Genomic DNA, 18,089 nt, shown 5'->3' with positions numbered 1-18,089 from the left:
CCCCTTTTATAGCGTTTTCTCCATATAATAGCGATCGTTTCCACTACCATATTCCGCAATCCGTGTCTCGATAACCGCAAAGCCTGCTTTTTGATAGAGTCCAACTGCTCCAGTATTATCAGGACTTACGGTCAGGCAAATCTGACGAAACCCATCCTCACGCAGCTGCTCCAGCAATCGGTTCAAGAAAGAGAATCCATACCCCATCCCTTTACGATCTGCACGGATGTAATACCCGTACATGTAGCACTTATCCGGTTGACGAAAATCCCTTATGAGCTGGCATACCCCAACAGGATGCGCTTCCTCTGTTTCCATGAAAAGTGCAACGCAGCCATGTCTCGCGAGTGGTACGAGCACCCATTCGTCAATCGCTCCATGTGGGCCAAAAGCCTCCTGCTCCATTGCCTTGATCATCTGAAGCTGGCTCTCTGTCAATGCCTCGACAATTTCTATGCGCGTATTTTGCATTCAGTCCTCTCCCTATACGGGCTGCCGCTTCGCTCCGATGACCTGCTCTGACTTAACCGTGATGTCGGCAAGCACCGCTTCATCTAGCTCTACACCTAACCCTGGCTGATCTGACACGACAATTTGGCTCCCGTGAATCGCAAGCTGAGCCACATCCCGTGAAATGATCGTAGGTCCTGCCAGCTCGTTGGAAATGATGTTTTTCTTCGCCAGTGACAAATGAGCACCAGCTGCACTGCCAATCGAGGACTCCAGCATCGAACCGATCTGACACTCCATCCCTGCCATTTCCGCCTGATTCACCAATTTGAGAGCGGGATAAATCCCTCCACTTTTCATCAGTTTGATGTTTACTTTATCTGCAGCTCTTTTCGCGATGACTTCCCGCATTTCCTTCATCCCGTGCAGTCCCTCGTCTACCATAATTGGAATCGTCGTTTGCCTGCGAATTTCCGCCAGAGCATCAAGATCATCTGCCAAGACAGGCTGCTCCATCCAATCAATGTGACAATCCTCGATCTGTCTCAAAACAAGCAAGGAGTTTGCACGGTTCTCCCACCCTTGGTTGGCGTCCACCCGCAGCCCTACGTCAGGGCCAACTGCCTGCCGAACAGCCCGGATTCGCTGGATATCTGTCCGAAGATCGGCTCCCACCTTTATTTTGATCGAGTCATACCCAGCTGCCACTGCTTGCCTAGCTTCGGCTGCCATGACCTCTGGCTCTAAAATACTTAACACATAGGGGAAGGAAAGCGTCGTGTGATATTTTCCGCCCAAGAAATGATAAACAGGTTGACCAGCCGCCTTGCCCATCAGATCATAGCAAGCGATATCGATGGCGGCTTTTGCTGCTGGGGCTCCCCAAACAGCCTGGTTCATCTTCTCGTGAATTCTCTCGATATCAAACGGATTCTCTCCGATCACAACAGGCGCCAGGTTTTGAACGAGCATCGTATAAGTAGACTCCCATGTCTCTCCGGTGACATTTTGATCTGGTACCGCTTCGCCTAGTCCGACCAAGCCATTGTCTGTCTCCACTTTTACAATAATGGACGGCATATCCGCATAAGAGGCGTACGCGATAATAAATGGGCGTTTTAGCGGCAACCTTATGGCATGAACCCATACAGACTTTATTTTCATACTCGACTACCCTCCGCAGCTGCTACTCGTGGTATGATTCGATAAAAAAGGGACATGGCTGTTACAGAGCCGTCTTCGCCTTTCACAAACCCAACTGTAAACTCGCTCCCCTCTCTATCGATGAGAAATTGATGCTCTCCAATGGGTCGCAATAGATAGTTCAGTTGTTTTCCACCAAACGCATTCGACGTCTTATCTATCATCATCAGGACATCCTCTACCACATATACGATGATATCCATTCCTTCCCCACTCACGTACCGACCGACATACTCTCCTAATTGGGCAGCAGGGACACTGTATGTCTCGAATTGGTACTGCGGCGTATTCAATGGACGCCCTTCTATGGCATGGAATGCTGTCAGTGTGGCTTTTTCGACTGGGCTTCCGATCAAATTGGCTAAAGCCATGGATGTAATGCCCCGCTCCGGAACAATCGCTAACTGGGCGGCGACACCTTTGATCGCTCCACCGTGCTTGATCAAGGTACCCCCATAGTAGTCGGGTTGAATGAATAAGCCATATCCGTAATACCTGCTGTAGCTGTTCTTGACATGCGGATGGATCATTTGTTTGACGCTCTCCTCGGATAAAATCCGTTCCTTGCCCACGCATCCGCCCGTACGGAAAATTTCAGCGTAGTTCAACATGTCATGCACTGTTGAATTCAAATGCCCCGATGCCGCTACGAGTAGCCCATCCTCCCAATTTGGATCAGGGTAAATCTCAGATACGCCATTGCTCTCTTTTGAATGATAGATGGTCGTTACATCCGGCAGGTGTGGCAGATCGCTCAGAAGAAAGGTGCTGCTCTTCATGTCTGCTGGTTCCAAAATATGCTCTTTGACATAAACGTCATACGACTTCCCACTTACTCTGGCTATGATCGCTCCCAGAAGAGAATAGCAATCATTCGAATAGCTGAACAATTGTCCTGGAGAGCCCACCAGCTCATATTCCGCCAGGGCAAGAGCTTCCATCAGCTCTTCGAACGTGTAGATTGGTTTCTGGTACTCCTTTTTCAAATAACGGTGTAGCGGGTTATCCTCGTCAGCCATGTCTTCGAGCATGGAGTTGCGAATCGCCAGGTTATCAATAGGCAGCGGCGGCATACCCGTCGTATGCGTCATAAAATGGTGGATCGTCATCTGCTCCGTTTTTTGACGATCCGGGGTACGGAACTCAGGGAGGTATTTGATCACCGGATCATGAACAGAGAGCTTCTTCGCTTCCTGTAGCTGCATGATCGCCATGCATGTAAAGGACTTCGTAACGGAGGCCAATCCCATCACGGTATCAGGAGTGATTTCGAGTTGCTTTTCACGATCACGATAGCCAAAACTTTTGCGAAACAGGCTCTTCCCATTCAGATTCACACCCATGACGAAGCCTGGAACTCTGGCTTCCTTCATTTCTCTTTCAACCAGTTCTTCCCACTCTACTAACCAGCCTTGCTGTCTCATTTCTTCCACCTCTTTCGAATGTTGTAATGCCAGACCTACTCCTACTCGTTCACCCACATGTCCTGAATAATCAAGGATGCTAATGGATTTGGCTTGACGCCTTGAATCCGGTTACTGACAACCACGAATGTTTTTGCGGAATAGAGCGGAATCCAATAGGCCTGTTCCACGATTCTTTTTTGAATGTCCGCAAAAACCTGCTGCCGCAGCGCTTGGTCTGTTGTCGTTCGTCCTTTATCTAGCAGGCTATCGAGCTGTTGATCACTGAGGCGAAAGAAATTCAATCCCCCGATCTGACTCGAATGCAGTAACAAGTGCAAAATATCTGGATCGACGCTGCCATGACTCGTTGAGAACAAATCGAACTCGCCCTTCAGTGCCTGTTCAAGAGCTGTCGCTGATTCATACTTTTGGATATGCAATTCGACACCAATCTCTTTGAACATGCTTTGCACCAGCTGATGTCCGGGATTTGTATCTTCGATGAGCATCGTCAGGCTGAGCGTTTTCCCATCCTTTTCCCTTATCCCTTGCGCGTTTGTCTTCCATCCTGCCTCTTCCAGCAGTTGTCTGGCTTGATCAGCATTGTACTTGTAGCCGTACTGCTCTACTGCCGCATCGTATCCGATCATCGTTGGTGGGATCGGTCCGTAGACAGGCACCCCCTCTCCTTGCAGATCCGCTATGATCAATGCGTCTTTGTTGATCGCCAGGTTCAGTGCCTTTCTCACGCGGACATCCTGCAAGATTTCATTTTCGAGATTCATCCCAATAAAATTCTCTGTAGGCTGCATCCCTTCCAACAGCGTAAAATCTTTGTGATCCTTGTATTTCTTCGCGTCTTTCGGGGGTACAGTGGCAATATCAATCGTCCCACTGTCGAGAGCAGCTATCATGGTCTGGTTGTCTTGAATAAATTTCAGAACGAACTTGTCGGGTCTTACAGGTCCTTGATTCAGAGCAAAAGGAGCTGCCCACTTATACTCGTCGTTTCGTACCAGTGTGATCGATTCGCCTGTTTTCCAGCTCTCGAATTTCCACGGACCTACCCCGACAGGATTGCGCCCCAGCTCATTTCCGTATTTGTTTCGTGCCTCTATGGAAATGGGTTGCTGGTAGCCGCCATATGATAAGTTAGAAAGTAACGAAGCGGAGGGCTCATCCAAATGAAAGATCAGTGTGGAATCATCAGGAGCTGAAATGGATTTGATCGAAGATACGTCCGGTCCCGTAACCGGTGAGGCTGTTTTCGGATCGAGTGCACGTTCATAGCTTTGCTTAAAAACTTTCGCAGTGAGCGGTGTTCCATCATGGAACTTCACGCCAGGGCGTATCTTGAACGTCATGGTCTTGCCGTCTTCCGAGATCGTGTACGATTCAGCCAGATGCGGCTTCAACTCAAACGTAAAGGGATCGAGGATCAGCAGAGCTCCCCCCAATAGGCCCCCAACAAAATTTCCCGCTGGCAACGACGTCTTTTGCGGGTCCAGCGTATCTGGCTCCATCTGGTAGCCCATGGTGATCGTCCCACCCTTTTTGGGCTGGGAGTTTTTTGCTGGTTGATTTGCTTGCTTCCCGTCTGTAGCCGGAGTGGGAGCAGAGCTGCAGCCAACGATGGAAAAGACGAGTACACACATGAGTAAAACGCTGCGTATTTGGACTTTTGACCGTTCTGATAGCATGTCGCGCCCTCCATTTTTCGAGTCATTTCCATTCGAAGCCTTCTTGCGTCGGTATATAGTCGCTAATTAGATCGGATTGCTTCTGAGATGAGGGATGTGGGGGTCCCGGACTTCCTTCACAAACGGAAAAACCGGGACAGGTAGATGTTACATGAGGAGAATCATGGATGATTAAGGCGATACACAGCCCGCGGGCGTCCTTGCTGATATGGCTGCTCTTCTCCTACGACCTCTACGACCTGATGCTCGATCAGCTTTTTCAAGGTTCTTTCTGAGCTGCGGCGACTGATTTGGAGGTACTCGGCTAAATCGGAAGCTGTAAAGCGGTTATCGCGGCGAAGCTTGACAAACTGCATAATTTTCGTGATCGTAGCGACACTTGCGCCAGTCTTCTCCGCGATCTCCAGCACTTCCTTGTTCTCGCTTTTTAAATGGAACGTCTTCGATTCGGTATTCAACGGACCAATCACTTCTTTTTCATCCGTTACCAGATACGCACTGCTTTCCTTTGTTTTCTGGGCATGATAAATCGCAATGCGTGCGTTGGCTTCGGCCTCTTTCGCGGTTAGGCCAAAACCAAATCCGATGGCAACCGTCACTTTGGCAAGCAGATCGACATTGCCCAATACTTGCATGAGCTTCCCGGATTCAATCATTTGCTCGATGCTGCCTCTCGTGCCATAGATGATGAATTGATCCATTCCCAATTTTTGAATGGAAGCGTCCGTCTCTTTGACGAGCTCCAGCAGCTCTTGCAGCAAAATAATCGTCGCATCCTGCCATTGTGTTTCTACTGGCGGACCATCATTTTGCTGGATCGCTGCAATTCCCACAGCTATCTGCGAATTTTTGCTAATTTTCAATTGACCATAAGCAACGGCTTGATTGACGGCATCGCGAATATTTTTATCTGGACAGACGAGCGATGCGGAAGGGATGTTCAGCTCACGTAATCGACTGTATACGTAGTCAACGCCAGTCAAAGCAAAATGGCTCTGATTCCGTTCCCAGCGCTCCTTGTGGAACTGGATAATCTCCTCCACGTCAAATGTCGTCCCGCCTTCTTCAATAATCTCACTGTAGTCTTTTACATACCAAGGCGTAGAAGTTATGCCCAATTCTTCAGCAACCTTCTCAATATACTCCGCTTTTGGCAGATCTATCGAGATGCGGTCCAGTCCTCCTGGAACGTTCAGCAAGGTATGAAACAAAGAGAGGGAAATGGTATATTCATCGAGCGGAATGTACACCGCAGGCAGCTTCTTTTGCTCTACCTTTTCCTTGGAAAAAAAATAAGGAAGTGGGCCAGCAAAAAGCAGCACATCGCAGTCATGGATTTGATCAAGCAACGCAGCGCTCTCTTTGGGGTTCTGGTAGGTATACGAAGTCAGTTGGATGTAATCAATGGATTGGGTATGCTTCAAGATTCTTGGCAAAAATTCTTCCGAAGAGATTATCGCTATCGTAATGGTCAATGTTCCACTCCCTCATCTCTCTATGATTTCCACACGTCCTTGAACACGCGGATGAAGTTTTTGCCCAAAATACGCTCTATCGCTTCATCCTTGTACCCTCTTTTGGCTAGGGCACGCACAAGCTCCGGAACCTGGGTATGTCCTTTTACGATATCAAACTCTTTGCGTCCTGCTTGGATAGGCATATCTGGAGAATCGTATTTCATAAATGGCTCGATGATGTCCAGACCCAGTCCCACGTGTTCAACCCCAACCAGCTTCACGACGTGATCGACGTGGTTGATCATGTGCTCAATATCAGCCTGGTCGTCTGTGTCCGCTACGAACAGATTGACGCCATTGATGCCGATTACGCCGTTCGTGAATGCGATCGCTCTGATTTGCTCATCCGTCAGATTGCGCATGGAGCTTGCTAGTGCCCGACAATTGGAATGGGAAGCGATGATGGGCTTACGAGCTACCTCGATCAGATCCCAGAAGCCTTCGTCATTCAGATGGCTGACATCAATGATGATCCCCATCGCTTCTGCCTCTTCGACGACTCGGATGCCGAACTCGGTGAGCCCGCCCTTGCGTCCTTCCCGTACCGGACTAAAATGACTGCCATCTCCAACGAAGTTCCGCCTGCTCCACACGAGACCCAAAAGGCGCACGCCCAGCTCGTAAAAAACACGAAGCATGCTCAGATCATTATATAACGGTTCCGCGCCTTCCAGAGAGAGCACAAAACCAATTTTCCCCATTCGCTTCGCGGTCTCGATGTCGCTCACACTTTTGCAAACCATGATTTTATCAGGTGATTCATCTGCCTCCGCATGTAGCGCGCTGATTTGTTGCAGAGCTTTTCTCAAGCCCATCTCCGGCAGGAATTTGTTGTCGATATAAATCGCTGCGACAACCGTCTGTACCCCGCCCGCTACGAAATCGGGCAAGTAATCCGTTTCAATAACTTTTCGCCTGCCATGCTCCCGTTGAATAGCAACATCCAGCAAAAGGTCAAAATGCGCGTCGATTCCATGTGTCATGCCTTATGCTCCTCCTGTTATTTCAGGTTTTCCGGGTTAAGTGGTGCAAGCTCCGGCAAAAGAAAGCGTCCGTCTTTGCGAATCAAGTGGTCATCGAACCAAATCTCACCGCCACCGTACTCCGGGCGTTGAATCATGACCATGTCCCAATGGATATTCGACTTGTTACCGTTGGATGCCTCGTCATAGCATCGTCCCGGGGTAAAGTGGAAACTGCCGTCGATTTTTTCATCGAATAAAATATCCTGCATAGGCTCCCGAATGAGCGGGTGGACTCCCAAAGCAAACTCCCCAATGTACCGGGCACCTTCATCCGTATCCAAAATGTTGTTCAAGCGCTCCGTGTCATTGGCTGTGGCGTTAACGATCTTCCCCTCCACAAACTCCAGCCGTACTTTTTCAAAGGTAAAGCCTTGATAAGGCGAGGGCGTGTTAAACGATATGACACCGTTCACCGAATCGCGAACAGGGGCCGTAAATACTTCACCGTCTGGTATGTTATAGTGCCCCGGACATGGAATCGCTGGAATGCCTTTGATAGAGAAGGTCAGCTCTGTGCCAGGTCCGGTGATTTTCACGCGGTCAGTTCGCTCCATCAGATCCTTGAGCGGCTGCATGGCTTTTGCCATTTTGACATAATCCATCGTGCATACATCGAAGTAAAACTGTTCGAACGCTTCTGTACTCTTGTTCGCCAGCTGCGCCATGGAAGGCGTCGGATAACGGAGATAGACCCATTTCTTTTTGAGACGCACGATGCTTACTTCTTTTAAAAAGGACATAGCCAGCTTCATCTGCTCATCAGGGACATCAGACACTTCATTGATGTTCAGCCCACCCTCGATAATGATGCACGCTTGCATTTTTTCCATTCGTTCTTTGTCCATCTCTGCCCCTAAACGGAATTGCTCCTCTGTTCCCGCTAGCAATAACTGACGGCTAATCGAGGATTCACGCAGGTTCACAAAAGAATGTCCGCCTGCTCGCGAAACTGCTTTGACAAGCTCCTTTATCAGAGCGGCGTCCACCTCCATCGCTTCGATTAGCACGTTATCTCCCGGCTGAACATTCGTAGAGTAATTCACCAAAACATTCGCCAGCTTCGTAAGACGTGGGTCCAACATCTATCTATCACTCCTGCTCCCTTATTTTTCATAGAGATGACACGCAACCAGTCTGCCATCTGTTTCTGTAAATGGAGGGGCTTCTGTCTTGCACACGTCCATGCATGCCCAACAACGCGGATGAAACTTGCAGCCCTGCGGCGGATTGGACGGAGACGGCAGATCCCCTGTTAAAATGATTCGCTCTTTTTTCTCGTCAGGATCCGTGATGGGAATGGCAGAGAGAAGCGACTGTGTGTAGGGATGCAGCGGACGTTGAAACAGCTCTTCTTTTTTCGCCAGCTCAATCACTTCTCCCAAGTACATCACCGCTACTCGATCCGCGATATGCTCGACGACACTCAAGTCATGCGAGATAAAAAGATACGTGAGCGAAAGCTGCTCCTGCAAATCCTGAAGCAAATTGAGAATTTGCGATTGGATCGATACATCCAGAGCGGACACAGGCTCGTCAGCTATGATGAGCTTTGGCCTGAGCATCAAGGCGCGAGCGATCCCGATTCTTTGCCTTTGTCCTCCGGAAAACTCATGCGCGTATCGCGACAAATGACTTTTGTTCAAACCGACGATCTCCATCGTCTCTTCGATCATGGCTGCTCGCTCGCGCTTTGGGATACCATGGGCTATCAATGGCTCTGACAAAATGTGCTGGATCGTCAGCTTTGGATTGAGGGTATCAAATGGATTTTGAAACACCATTTGCATGTCGCGCCGCAGCTTCTGCATGTCTGCCTTCTGTAAGCTGCGGATATTTTGACCCTCGAAAACAATCTCGCCGTCTGTCGGCTCGATCAAGCGCAAAATGCATCTGCCCAGTGTCGACTTGCCACAGCCTGATTCTCCCACGATTCCCAGCGTTTCACCTGCGTTGACACTCACGTTCACTCCATGGACGGCTTGCACGTAACTCGGCTGCTGAAACCATCCTTTGCGGACAAGGAACTTCTTATTCAGGTTCTTCACTTGCAAAAGAGGCGTCTTCATCCATTCACCGCCGTGCTTTCCCTGTTCTCTCGATACAGCCAACAGCGGCACTCCGACTGTTGATCCACATCCAGCAACGGGGGATTTTGTTCCAAACAGACAGGCATCGCCTTCTCGCATCGCGGAGCAAAACGGCATCCCTTCGGATAATCATCGGGGGTCGGCACACTTCCCGCGATACTGTGCAATCTCTTCTGGCCTTTGGCATTATGTGGCGTTGATTGGATCAAGCCCATGGTGTACGGATGCTTGGGGCTGCGCAGCAGTGTGCGAACATCAGCCGCTTCAATGACCTGCCCGGCATACATCACCAGTACCCGGTCACATGTCTCAGCGACGACCCCCAAATCATGCGTGATCATGATGAGTGACATGCCCAGCTCTCTTTGAATTTTTTTCATGACGGCCAATATTTGCGCCTGGATCGTTACGTCTAGTGCAGTCGTTGGTTCGTCCGCTATCAACAGCTTTGGATGGCAGGCTATCGCCATCGCGATCATCACGCGCTGCCGCATCCCCCCTGACAGACGATGCGGGTACTCGTGATAGATTTCATTGGCACGTGAAATGCCTACCTGCGTCAACAGCTCGAGCACTCTTTGTCTCGATTGGTCTCGGTTCATGCCCTCATGCTTTTCCAGTCCTTCGCTCAATTGCTTGCCGATAGTCAGTACGGGATTCAGCGAAGTCATCGGCTCCTGAAAGATCATAGCAATCTCTTTTCCCCTGATCTTCTGCATCTCTTTTTCGCTATAGCGCAAGAGATCGGCTCCGTTCAGTTGAATACGGCCTGCAATGCTTCCGTTTTTACTGAGCAAGCGCATCATGGATAGGGAGGCAACGCTTTTTCCACATCCTGATTCTCCGACGATCCCGACCGATTCACCTTTTTTCACCTGCAAGCAAAGATTGTCTACAACCCTGAAAGCCTTTTCATTTTTCGAAAACGTGGTAGTCAATCCTGTCACTTCCAACACGTTTGTCACGTTACTCACTCCTTTTTCGGGAATGGAAGCTCGTAAACTATGATTTGGGATCAAAGATATCGCGCAAAGCATCCCCGAGCAGATACACCGTAAAGACGACTGCCGTAATCGCAAGACCAGGAAAAGTAGCGAGCCACCAAGCTTCTCGCAAGTAATTTTTCCCTTCATTCAGCATCGTTCCCCACTCCGGTGTAGGAGGCTGGGCACCCAAACCGATGAAGCCCAGTGCCGAGGTACCTAAAATGGCACCGCCAATAAACATGGTCGTATAGACGATCAGCACGTTGGAGATGTTTGGAATGAACTGGCGCGTAATGATCCACCAATTCGAGCTGCCGATGGAGCGGCTTGCTTCCACATAGCCGGATTGCTTGATCGAGAGTGCCGCACCACGGATTAGAATCGAAAAGGCCGGAATCGATGATATTCCAATCGCGATCATCGCATTTTCCTGACTCGGTCCGAGTACAGCTACAATGGCTAAAGCCAGCACAATACCGGGCAACGCCAGCATGATGTCCATAATTCTCATGATCAGATTGTCAACAATTCCTCCGAGGTAAGCACATGTCACACCAATCAGCGTTCCTGCTACAAACGTCATGACAGACGCCAGCACAGCTACGGTCAGTGTCACTCGTGTTCCGTACAGCATCCGGGATAAAATATCGCGGCCAATCGCATCTGTCCCTAGCCAAAAGTCCTTCGACGGCCCTTGCATAAATGCTTCGTAGTACGTTTTCGTAGGATCATGCGGAGCAATCCACGGCCCGATGATTCCCAGCAAAACAATGCAGAGCATCATCAGAAAGCTATATTTCGCTTTCTTTTGCTGCATGATCTTCTCCCATAATTCGAAACGAGGCATGGACCATTTCCTGCTCCAGAACACGCTACACCCCCTCCTTTGCGGTATAGTCAATGCGTGGATCGAGAAGCGCGTACAGGACGTCAATCAAAATGACGACAAGGACATACACGGTCCCAATAAACAGGGTCGTTCCCTGAATCATCGGAAAATCCCTCGAGCTAATCGCTTGAATCGCCAAAGTACCCACTCCCGGCCAGCCAAAAACCTGCTCGACAATCACAGCCCCGCCCAGCAATCCAGCCAATTCCAGGCCAATGACAGCCACAATCGGAATCATCACATTGCGAAAAGCGTGCCGCAGCAGCACAATTCGTTCATTCATCCCTTTTGCACGGGCTGTTCGGATATAGTCATTGGACAAAACCTCTACCATGCCTGCACGAGTGAGTCGGCTGAGTGCCGTCGCCATCAATGTCCCCAAGGTAAACGCTGGAAGAACCATGTCTTTTAGCCCCGTCCCTCCTGCAATGGGAAACCAGCCCAAATGGACGGAGAACACAAGGATGACGAGCAACCCTAACCAAAAGCCGGGTATGGACATTCCAAAGGTGGAAAAGGTCATGATCGCTCCGTCGATGGGTGTATCCTTGTATTTTGCCGCTAGGACACCCAGCCCGATACCGATCACAACTGCTACTACGAGGCTGGCTACTGCCATTTTTGCTGTTGCGGGAAAACGATCAGCAATTTCTGTGCTGACAGGTCGGCCCGTTTTCAGGGAAGTGCCGAGATCCCCTTTCAAAACACCAGAAGCATAGTCGAGATACTGAACGACCAAAGGTTTGTTCAAGCCCAGCTCTCCGCGAAGCGTCTCGATTTGTTCCACAGTCGCCCGCTGCCCCAGCATGATCCGCACAGGGTCGCCAGGGATGAGATGAATGAGCAGAAACGTAAAAACGGAGAGTCCAAACAGGACAATGATGCCCGACAATAAGCGCTTTACGATAAATTGCTTCATGAGGTCTTCACCCAGATGTGAGAAACCGTATAAACTAGCTTCTTCTTGTTGCGTTCCAGCACTTTGCTCTCCTCCCTTTTTTTCACTAACGACACTTGTCGTTATAGTGTCGCTATTAGTTAAAAATAGTCTATTCCAAATTTACAGAAAGTTCAACTCGTTTTTTTCACGCCCCAGTCAAAAAGAGCATGGTCCCTTTCTACCATGCCCCTTTTGAAGAATCGCTTCGTCGTCATTTTTTGCCGTGCCTCATCTGTAGCAATACGTTTGCCGTTAGCTGTGGATGACTGAGTGGAAAATGATGAGCAACGGAAAGCCTTTCGATCTCTACATTTGCTTTTATGAATGCATCCGCTGTTCCTTTTGTCAGCTGATACGTTTTATCCTGTGTCCCCCATACGATCTGGGCTGGAAAAGGAAACGGCTGTGTTGTTGTTAGCGACATTTGCCGGTATTCATTCATAAAATAGCGTAGCACGTCTGTATGCGTCTTGCTGATGCGCGGGGATTGCAGGAGCTTCCCCGCCTTTTCTACATAGCCTTCTGGCATTTCATCCGTGGACTGGAATACCCCTTGCTCAAGCATTGCTTTTTCCATGTTGGCTGGCGTTAGCTGCTTTTGCAAAAAACGCTGAAGAAGGGCTGGACTTTTCCCCAATCCCGCCAGCAGCAAAGAATACTTCGGCGCATGCAGAGGCGGCTGCAAAAGGTATAGCTTCTCGATTTTTTCCGGTACTCGCTTTGCTGCCTCCCACGCCAAAAACCCGCCAAATGAATGTCCTGCAAGATGAACCGGAGACGGCAGCTGTCGCAATGCCTCTGCCACTGCCTCGATAAAGCCCTCGATCGGTTTTTCATGATGGTGATAGGGCGATCTGCCAAACCCGGGCAAATCCAGTAGCCATACTGCCTGTTCACCCAGCTGTTCAGCGAGCGGGAGTAAATCGCTCATCTCACTGAAAAGCCCGTGCACGAGCAGCCACGGAGTACCCGAGCCTTCTTTCTTGTACGCAGCCATGCCTGCGATTTGCTCACGGTGAAAGTGAGGAGGCACTTTCTGATCCTTGACCGACAAACGATAGTCCAGGTCGGCAATCACACTGGGAAGATACGCCGCTACGTCGTATGCATCGATGCTTTTTTTCGCTTTCATTTGCTGAAAGGGAGCGAGCGGGAAGTCTTTCTTTACGAGAAAATCCATCGAATTGGCAGGTACCCCGAGCAAGCGGCTGCCGCCGTTATGGAGAATTTTTTTCAAGACCGATACCGGGAAAGGAATGGTTGGTGGCTTCATCCGTAATTCTTTAGCCATCAACGAAATCAGCTCTGAAAAAGCTGGCGTGGCACTCCGCTCATTTAAGGCGTAATACGTTTGATGCTCGATGTGATTTGTCTCTACAATCCCCACAATGACCTGGGCAAAATCGTCGACGGAAAGCAAGGGCAGCCACCACTCCTTACCACCGGGAAGAACAGGGATCTTACCACGCCGCATGGAGCTGATCACGAGCCCGAATCCATCTGTTTGTTCTGTGTTCCCGGTGCTTCGCGGGCCTATGATCGTACACGGATTTACCACGACCAGCGGCATTCCTTTTTGATACGCCTCTTGTCTGAGGTATAGATCTGCCAGAAACTTGTATTTCTCGTAGCCCCCTGCCTCTCGATAAAAATCGGTTGGCGCAAAAACATCTGTCGCCAGCTTTCCACTCTCATCGTCAAACGGACTCATGTAGCCAACGATATGAATCAGCTTTTGCAGACGCTGTTGTTTATGCAATTCGTTTGCTACTGCTGCGAGGTGACTTGCTCCTTGCAAAATCACGTCCCTCCCCACCGTTTCATCCATCGAAATATCCATCGGGACACCTGCATGGATGATGACAGTTGCGCGCAAAACCTGCTCGTAATCGCTCGCCGATAATCCCAAGCCCTCCTTTCGCAAATCACCCCGCACGGCATTGCAATAAGACCTCTCTGTTGGTGTCATCTGCATCAGCAATTCATCCCACTTCTCAAGCGAACGAACCAGCGCCAGTACGGTATGACCAGCCCGCGCCAACTGCTTGGTTACCTCCTTGCCGATAAATCCAGTCGCGCCGGTTACAAATACGAAAGCCATTGTTTCTGCCTCCTTTATTTTTAGTACTAATTAGTACTAATCGGTTTCAAAAAAATCCTACACTTGAATCAAGTGTAGAAGTGTCTGACCAGTGTTTACGAGTACCTGTGTATGCCCCTGCGATTCAGCCATGAGCATCGCTCCTTCCATAATGGTCACGAGCAAGACTGCCGTTTGCGGAATCGAGATATTTTCCTTGAATTCTCCACGGGCGATTCCCTCCACGAGCAGCTTTTCCGCTAGGTTCTGCCATTCGATCAGGAACTCGTTGATTCGCGCTTTGACTTCTGGTATTTGTGCTGACAGTAAGGAAAGGATCGGACAGCCTCCTACGCAGGAGCGCCCCTCCAGTTCCTCTGCGATGGTGGTAAAAATCAGCCCCACCCGTGCGGAAACAGACAGGTCTGTTCGTTGCAGGATGGCTTCCAGTGCTCCTCTCAGCACATTCATTCTGTAGCTGAGCACAGCTACGACGAGCTCCTCCTTGCTTTTGAAATGGTAGTAAATGTTGGACTTGGAGACTCTGCTATGGGCTACGACGTCATCCATGCTGGTATTCATGAGTCCTTTTTGCAAAAACAAATGGGATGCAGTGACGATGACATGGTCACGGTTTGAGGTTCGTTCCATAATTAGGACTATATAGTACTACTTGGTGATTGTCAATCAGTGGAGGAGAAGAAAAAGCGCAGTTCTCTTCGACTCTGACACGCCAGCGGGGGGGATTTACTGTCCGTCTCCACTTCAAAAAGGGGACCGTCGAGCCAAAGCCACCCTACGGGCGGAAGGTTCTCGAGGAAGAAGTGTTCGACAAGCTGGTCCCCTTTTTGAAGTTCCGACTGGGTAGGCGTTGTCAAGGTCTACGAGCCCTGCGCTTTTTCTTCTTACCAGCTTTGTTGGTTCATCGCTACCGTTTAAAACTTCGTATAAAAAAGAAAAGGTTGATGCCGTCTGTCACGGCATCAACCTTCACCCATTAATTGATCGCAAACCTGTTACATTTTGTTACGGCAGCAAGCATAGTAGCCGTCAGCTCATTTTCTTGGCTATCTCTGCCTCTTCTGAAATAAAGACAGCGTAAAAAGTTCTTGCTGTTCACACGAGCAATAACTTGAGTACGGCTTTTCGGTAGTTCTGCACAGCTTGCTAAATCATTGATCCAGTCAGAGAGCTCCTGCTCTGGGAGCAAGTTTTTCTCTATCATGGTATCCACGATGCTCGCGAGTCGTTCGTCCTCTTCCTCATTGAAAATGTGCTTTCCGTTATGCAGCACACCCTGGATCGCATGAAGAACGTCGCGCTGTACGGCTTCATCACTTTCTGGGCACTGCACCAGCTCTACGAATACGTCTGCACCGTGAGCGGTACTGTGAGCCCATCCTCCCTCGGACAAATAGCCGCGCAAATCCTTTTCTTCTTGAAAATAGCGGAGCAGGGCATCTTTCACGTGCTGGAAATCGGCGAGCTCCAAAAATGGCTTCTGTCTGTGACGGCGCACAATCAATGCGATCGGCAATGAAGAGAATGTTCTCGTAAAGACGGATGGGTCACCATCGTTGCCGATCAGATAGAACAAACGCTTCTCGTCAGTCAGTTCTCTGAGGAGGCTGCGCAGTTGCGCTTCTGTCAGCTGGTTCTCGTCGAGAATCCAATAATAAAATGCCGGGTAGATGAGGTTATCCCGCAATTCCGGGTCAGGGTCCCCAATGTATTGCAGCAATAGTCCGACGAAATCTTGCAGCTGTTCCCCTTCACGTAACTGGTATTGTTCTTGCTCCAATCTTTGCAGATCCAGCATGAGCTTGGTTCTTGTATTATTCACGTGTTCATTCCCCTCAACATAATCAAAATTTCCTCGATCACCATTTCCGGTTCATCGTGATGAATATAATGCCCGCTGCGAGTAGCCATTCTTTGCTTGCTTGACGTTGAAAGCCTAGTGAAATCGGCTTGCAGACGTTGTTCGATTGCTAAGATTTCCTCGTTCGGCCACTCCTCGTCCCACACGTCCGGCAGGCCTCTCGTGATAATCGAGACAGGTATGTCACTTTGCCGAAAAGAGTCCACGATCTCTTGATAGCTCCGTATCTTATCAATCTTCTCGCTGTTTCGCATCGGATTCTCGTAATATTCTCGATTGGCTGCGATCAGGTTGTCAGGCAAAACCTTTTCATAGGCGAGCTCCTTGTATTCAGGTGCAGCGTCAACCAAAACCATCCCTGAAACAAGATGCGGATATAGACTAGCAAATAATCGAGCAACCAAACCTCCAAAAGAATGTCCGACTAAAATACACGGTGGTTCCACGTCAATCTCCTGCAGCAAATCATATAGCTCCTCGACCAGATCACGGCAAGTCCGCGGTATGACTGCTGCCGCTGGACTCCTGCCAATCCCCGCCCGATCATAGGATAAGGTAGACGCTTCTTGCGAGATTCGGTCTTGAACGATCTTCCATGTCTCACCGCTATCGCCCATTCCTGCTAAGAAGATCACACTAGGTGTCCCACTTTTTCGCGAATACAGCCTATGTATCCGTCGAGACATGATCCCAGTCATCCTCCATGTAACGAACCAGCCAATTCAATGCTCTGTGTCTTTCCACAACGACTTCGTCATTCAAACCGCCTGCAACCACACGATTGTTGATACGCGCATCCACGCATGCCCAGTCATAACGATAGATTAAATCCGCTTGGTCGAGAATCTCTTGTTTGCTTCTCACAACCGCATTGCTGTAGAAGGTGTCATAGTCACCTGCGCTTCTGAGAGCGTCAATCGCAGTGTTTACATCACAAATCTCATCTGGGAAATGGAGTTCTTCTACATAGCCAAGTGCCCACAGCAGTACCCAGTAGCATTCGTACATCCACACCATCTGAATCATATCGGTTCGGTCTGGCTGTGGATCATTCAAGAAGTCTCTCTCTTTTTCCGTAAAGAATTCAGCAGCGCCAAACTGCTCAATAATTCCCTCGATAAACTCCCGCTCTTCCTTGATTTGTCCGTTTTCGGCGATCCCTCCGGCATATACCGCAATCAAGCACAGGGCAATCGCTCGCTGAACCACTTCATCCTTGCTCCTGATGACAGCGTCCTCATCCCCTACGATGACAGGAAGATGCGGGATGTACGGAATGCCTTGCTCCTGCAATAGCTTGATGCTCCGCTCCTTGCGCGCTTCTCCTGACTGGGAGGGCTGAATATGTCCATCGATCAGGTCTACGCTGACCGTCACCAGAAAATCGTCCACTTCCGATTCCCCTGCCGTATTGAGAATCAGCCTTCCTTGTTTATCGAGCATATCTCCGGTAGGGAGAAAGACGATCCCGTGCACTTCTTCGGCAATCGTTATAATAGACGCAAACATCTTCTCATCGATTTCCTTGCTCGCCACGATCCCTACCGCCACATTGAGCGCTGTAATTTGGTACAGCAGCTTTTGCTGGACCTTCTCGTGGGCCGTTTCGATCTGTGCGAAGTAGCCGTACATCCCTTTTTTCATCTGGAGAAACTCTTCTTGGTCATCGTCCTCGCGCATAAGATTGAAGGTGATCTTACTCTTGCTAAACCATTTTTTATCTGTCACGGTCACTGACCGCTCATCTTCAGATACCTCTACCAATAGATCACGAAAAGCCTCGACAATCGCAGCGACTACTTTTTCGCATTGTTGGATGGAGACATAGATGGTGCATTGGTTCATCTGGCAACCTCCTTAGCTGGGGAAAAATTTTCACAGTGCTGAATTTTGTAATCAATAGTCAATTATGGTATTCTAACCC

16 protein-coding genes are annotated in these 18,089 nt (G+C 49.4%); all 16 read right to left on the bottom strand.

Features of this window, described 5'->3' with window-relative positions:
- Positions 1-6: 6 nt before the first annotated feature.
- On the bottom strand, positions 7-471 hold the full coding sequence (locus EL268_RS03305) for a GNAT family N-acetyltransferase (protein WP_106657154.1): 465 nt from the start codon (positions 469-471) through the stop codon (positions 7-9).
- A gap of 12 nt (positions 472-483) precedes the next feature.
- Complete coding sequence (locus EL268_RS03300; RefSeq protein ID WP_106657153.1) at positions 484-1,614, bottom strand: mandelate racemase/muconate lactonizing enzyme family protein; 1,131 nt, start codon at positions 1,612-1,614, stop codon at positions 484-486.
- Positions 1,611-3,077: a serine hydrolase domain-containing protein gene (locus EL268_RS03295; RefSeq protein WP_106657152.1), complete on the bottom strand. Its 1,467-nt coding sequence runs from the start codon at positions 3,075-3,077 to the stop codon at positions 1,611-1,613. Before EL268_RS03295 ends, EL268_RS03300 begins: the two co-directional genes overlap by 4 nt.
- Before the next feature lie 41 nt (positions 3,078-3,118).
- Complete coding sequence (locus EL268_RS03290; RefSeq protein ID WP_106657151.1) at positions 3,119-4,759, bottom strand: ABC transporter substrate-binding protein; 1,641 nt, start codon at positions 4,757-4,759, stop codon at positions 3,119-3,121.
- Positions 4,760-4,920: 161 nt separating this feature from the next.
- A complete protein-coding gene (locus EL268_RS03285) occupies positions 4,921-6,234 on the bottom strand; it encodes a helix-turn-helix domain-containing protein (RefSeq protein ID WP_106657150.1) in 1,314 nt (437 codons plus the stop codon).
- A 20-nt stretch (positions 6,235-6,254) separates the two neighbouring features.
- Positions 6,255-7,259, bottom strand: a complete 1,005-nt coding sequence (locus EL268_RS03280) for a dipeptidase (protein ID WP_106657149.1) — start codon at positions 7,257-7,259, stop codon at positions 6,255-6,257.
- 17 nt (positions 7,260-7,276) lie between these two features.
- Complete coding sequence (locus EL268_RS03275) at positions 7,277-8,383, bottom strand: aminopeptidase (RefSeq protein WP_106657148.1); 1,107 nt, start codon at positions 8,381-8,383, stop codon at positions 7,277-7,279.
- Positions 8,384-8,404: 21 nt separating this feature from the next.
- Positions 8,405-9,367, bottom strand: a complete 963-nt coding sequence (locus EL268_RS03270) for an ABC transporter ATP-binding protein (RefSeq protein ID WP_106657147.1) — start codon at positions 9,365-9,367, stop codon at positions 8,405-8,407.
- Positions 9,364-10,353: an ABC transporter ATP-binding protein gene (locus tag EL268_RS03265; RefSeq protein WP_106657146.1), complete on the bottom strand. Its 990-nt coding sequence runs from the start codon at positions 10,351-10,353 to the stop codon at positions 9,364-9,366. The genes EL268_RS03270 and EL268_RS03265 overlap by 4 nt, the downstream gene beginning before the upstream one ends.
- A 37-nt stretch (positions 10,354-10,390) precedes the next feature.
- Positions 10,391-11,245, bottom strand: a complete 855-nt coding sequence (locus EL268_RS03260) for an ABC transporter permease (protein ID WP_106657145.1) — start codon at positions 11,243-11,245, stop codon at positions 10,391-10,393.
- Position 11,246: 1 nt separating this feature from the next.
- Positions 11,247-12,182, bottom strand: a complete 936-nt coding sequence (gene nikB / locus EL268_RS03255) for a nickel ABC transporter permease (RefSeq protein WP_106657144.1) — start codon at positions 12,180-12,182, stop codon at positions 11,247-11,249.
- Between the two features lie 232 nt (positions 12,183-12,414).
- On the bottom strand, positions 12,415-14,304 hold the full coding sequence (locus EL268_RS03250; protein WP_106657143.1) for an alpha/beta fold hydrolase: 1,890 nt from the start codon (positions 14,302-14,304) through the stop codon (positions 12,415-12,417).
- A gap of 57 nt (positions 14,305-14,361) precedes the next feature.
- The gene (locus EL268_RS03245; RefSeq protein ID WP_106657142.1) at positions 14,362-14,934 is read right to left on the bottom strand and encodes a TetR/AcrR family transcriptional regulator; all 573 of its coding nucleotides are present in this window, start codon (positions 14,932-14,934) and stop codon (positions 14,362-14,364) included.
- Between the two features lie 346 nt (positions 14,935-15,280).
- Complete coding sequence (locus EL268_RS03235; RefSeq protein ID WP_106657141.1) at positions 15,281-16,126, bottom strand: DUF2785 domain-containing protein; 846 nt, start codon at positions 16,124-16,126, stop codon at positions 15,281-15,283.
- Positions 16,123-16,851 carry an alpha/beta fold hydrolase gene (locus EL268_RS03230; RefSeq protein ID WP_106657140.1) on the bottom strand — a complete coding sequence of 243 codons (729 nt, stop codon included), beginning with the start codon at positions 16,849-16,851 and terminating at the stop codon, positions 16,123-16,125. Before EL268_RS03230 ends, EL268_RS03235 begins: the two co-directional genes overlap by 4 nt.
- Positions 16,832-18,010 (bottom strand): DUF4272 domain-containing protein, encoded by a 1,179-nt coding sequence (locus tag EL268_RS03225; protein WP_106657139.1) that lies wholly within the window; start codon positions 18,008-18,010, stop codon positions 16,832-16,834. Before EL268_RS03225 ends, EL268_RS03230 begins: the two co-directional genes overlap by 20 nt.
- Positions 18,011-18,089: the final 79 nt, after the last annotated feature.

It is taken from the genome of Brevibacillus brevis (assembly GCF_900637055.1).
Classification (GTDB): domain Bacteria; phylum Bacillota; class Bacilli; order Brevibacillales; family Brevibacillaceae; genus Brevibacillus; species Brevibacillus brevis.
The sequence above is the reverse complement of the archived record's forward strand: the minus strand, read 5'-3'. Positions and strand labels throughout refer to the sequence as shown.

Bases quoted from the DNA above. Each gene is read 5' to 3' on its own strand.
- EL268_RS03305 (WP_106657154.1), bottom strand. From the start codon at position 471: ATGCAAAATACGCGCATAGAAATTGTCGAGGCATTGACAGAGAGCCAG.
- EL268_RS03300 (WP_106657153.1), bottom strand. From the start codon at position 1,614: ATGAAAATAAAGTCTGTATGGGTTCATGCCATAAGGTTGCCGCTAAAA.
- EL268_RS03295 (WP_106657152.1), bottom strand. From the start codon at position 3,077: ATGAGACAGCAAGGCTGGTTAGTAGAGTGGGAAGAACTGGTTGAAAGA.
- EL268_RS03290 (WP_106657151.1), bottom strand. From the start codon at position 4,759: ATGCTATCAGAACGGTCAAAAGTCCAAATACGCAGCGTTTTACTCATG.
- EL268_RS03280 (WP_106657149.1), bottom strand. From the start codon at position 7,259: ATGACACATGGAATCGACGCGCATTTTGACCTTTTGCTGGATGTTGCT.
- EL268_RS03275 (WP_106657148.1), bottom strand. From the start codon at position 8,383: ATGTTGGACCCACGTCTTACGAAGCTGGCGAATGTTTTGGTGAATTAC.
- EL268_RS03270 (WP_106657147.1), bottom strand. From the start codon at position 9,367: ATGAAGACGCCTCTTTTGCAAGTGAAGAACCTGAATAAGAAGTTCCTT.
- nikB (WP_106657144.1), bottom strand. From the start codon at position 12,182: ATGAAGCAATTTATCGTAAAGCGCTTATTGTCGGGCATCATTGTCCTG.
- EL268_RS03250 (WP_106657143.1), bottom strand. From the start codon at position 14,304: ATGGCTTTCGTATTTGTAACCGGCGCGACTGGATTTATCGGCAAGGAG.
- EL268_RS03245 (WP_106657142.1), bottom strand. From the start codon at position 14,934: ATGGAACGAACCTCAAACCGTGACCATGTCATCGTCACTGCATCCCAT.
- EL268_RS03230 (WP_106657140.1), bottom strand. From the start codon at position 16,851: ATGTCTCGACGGATACATAGGCTGTATTCGCGAAAAAGTGGGACACCT.
- EL268_RS03225 (WP_106657139.1), bottom strand. From the start codon at position 18,010: ATGAACCAATGCACCATCTATGTCTCCATCCAACAATGCGAAAAAGTA.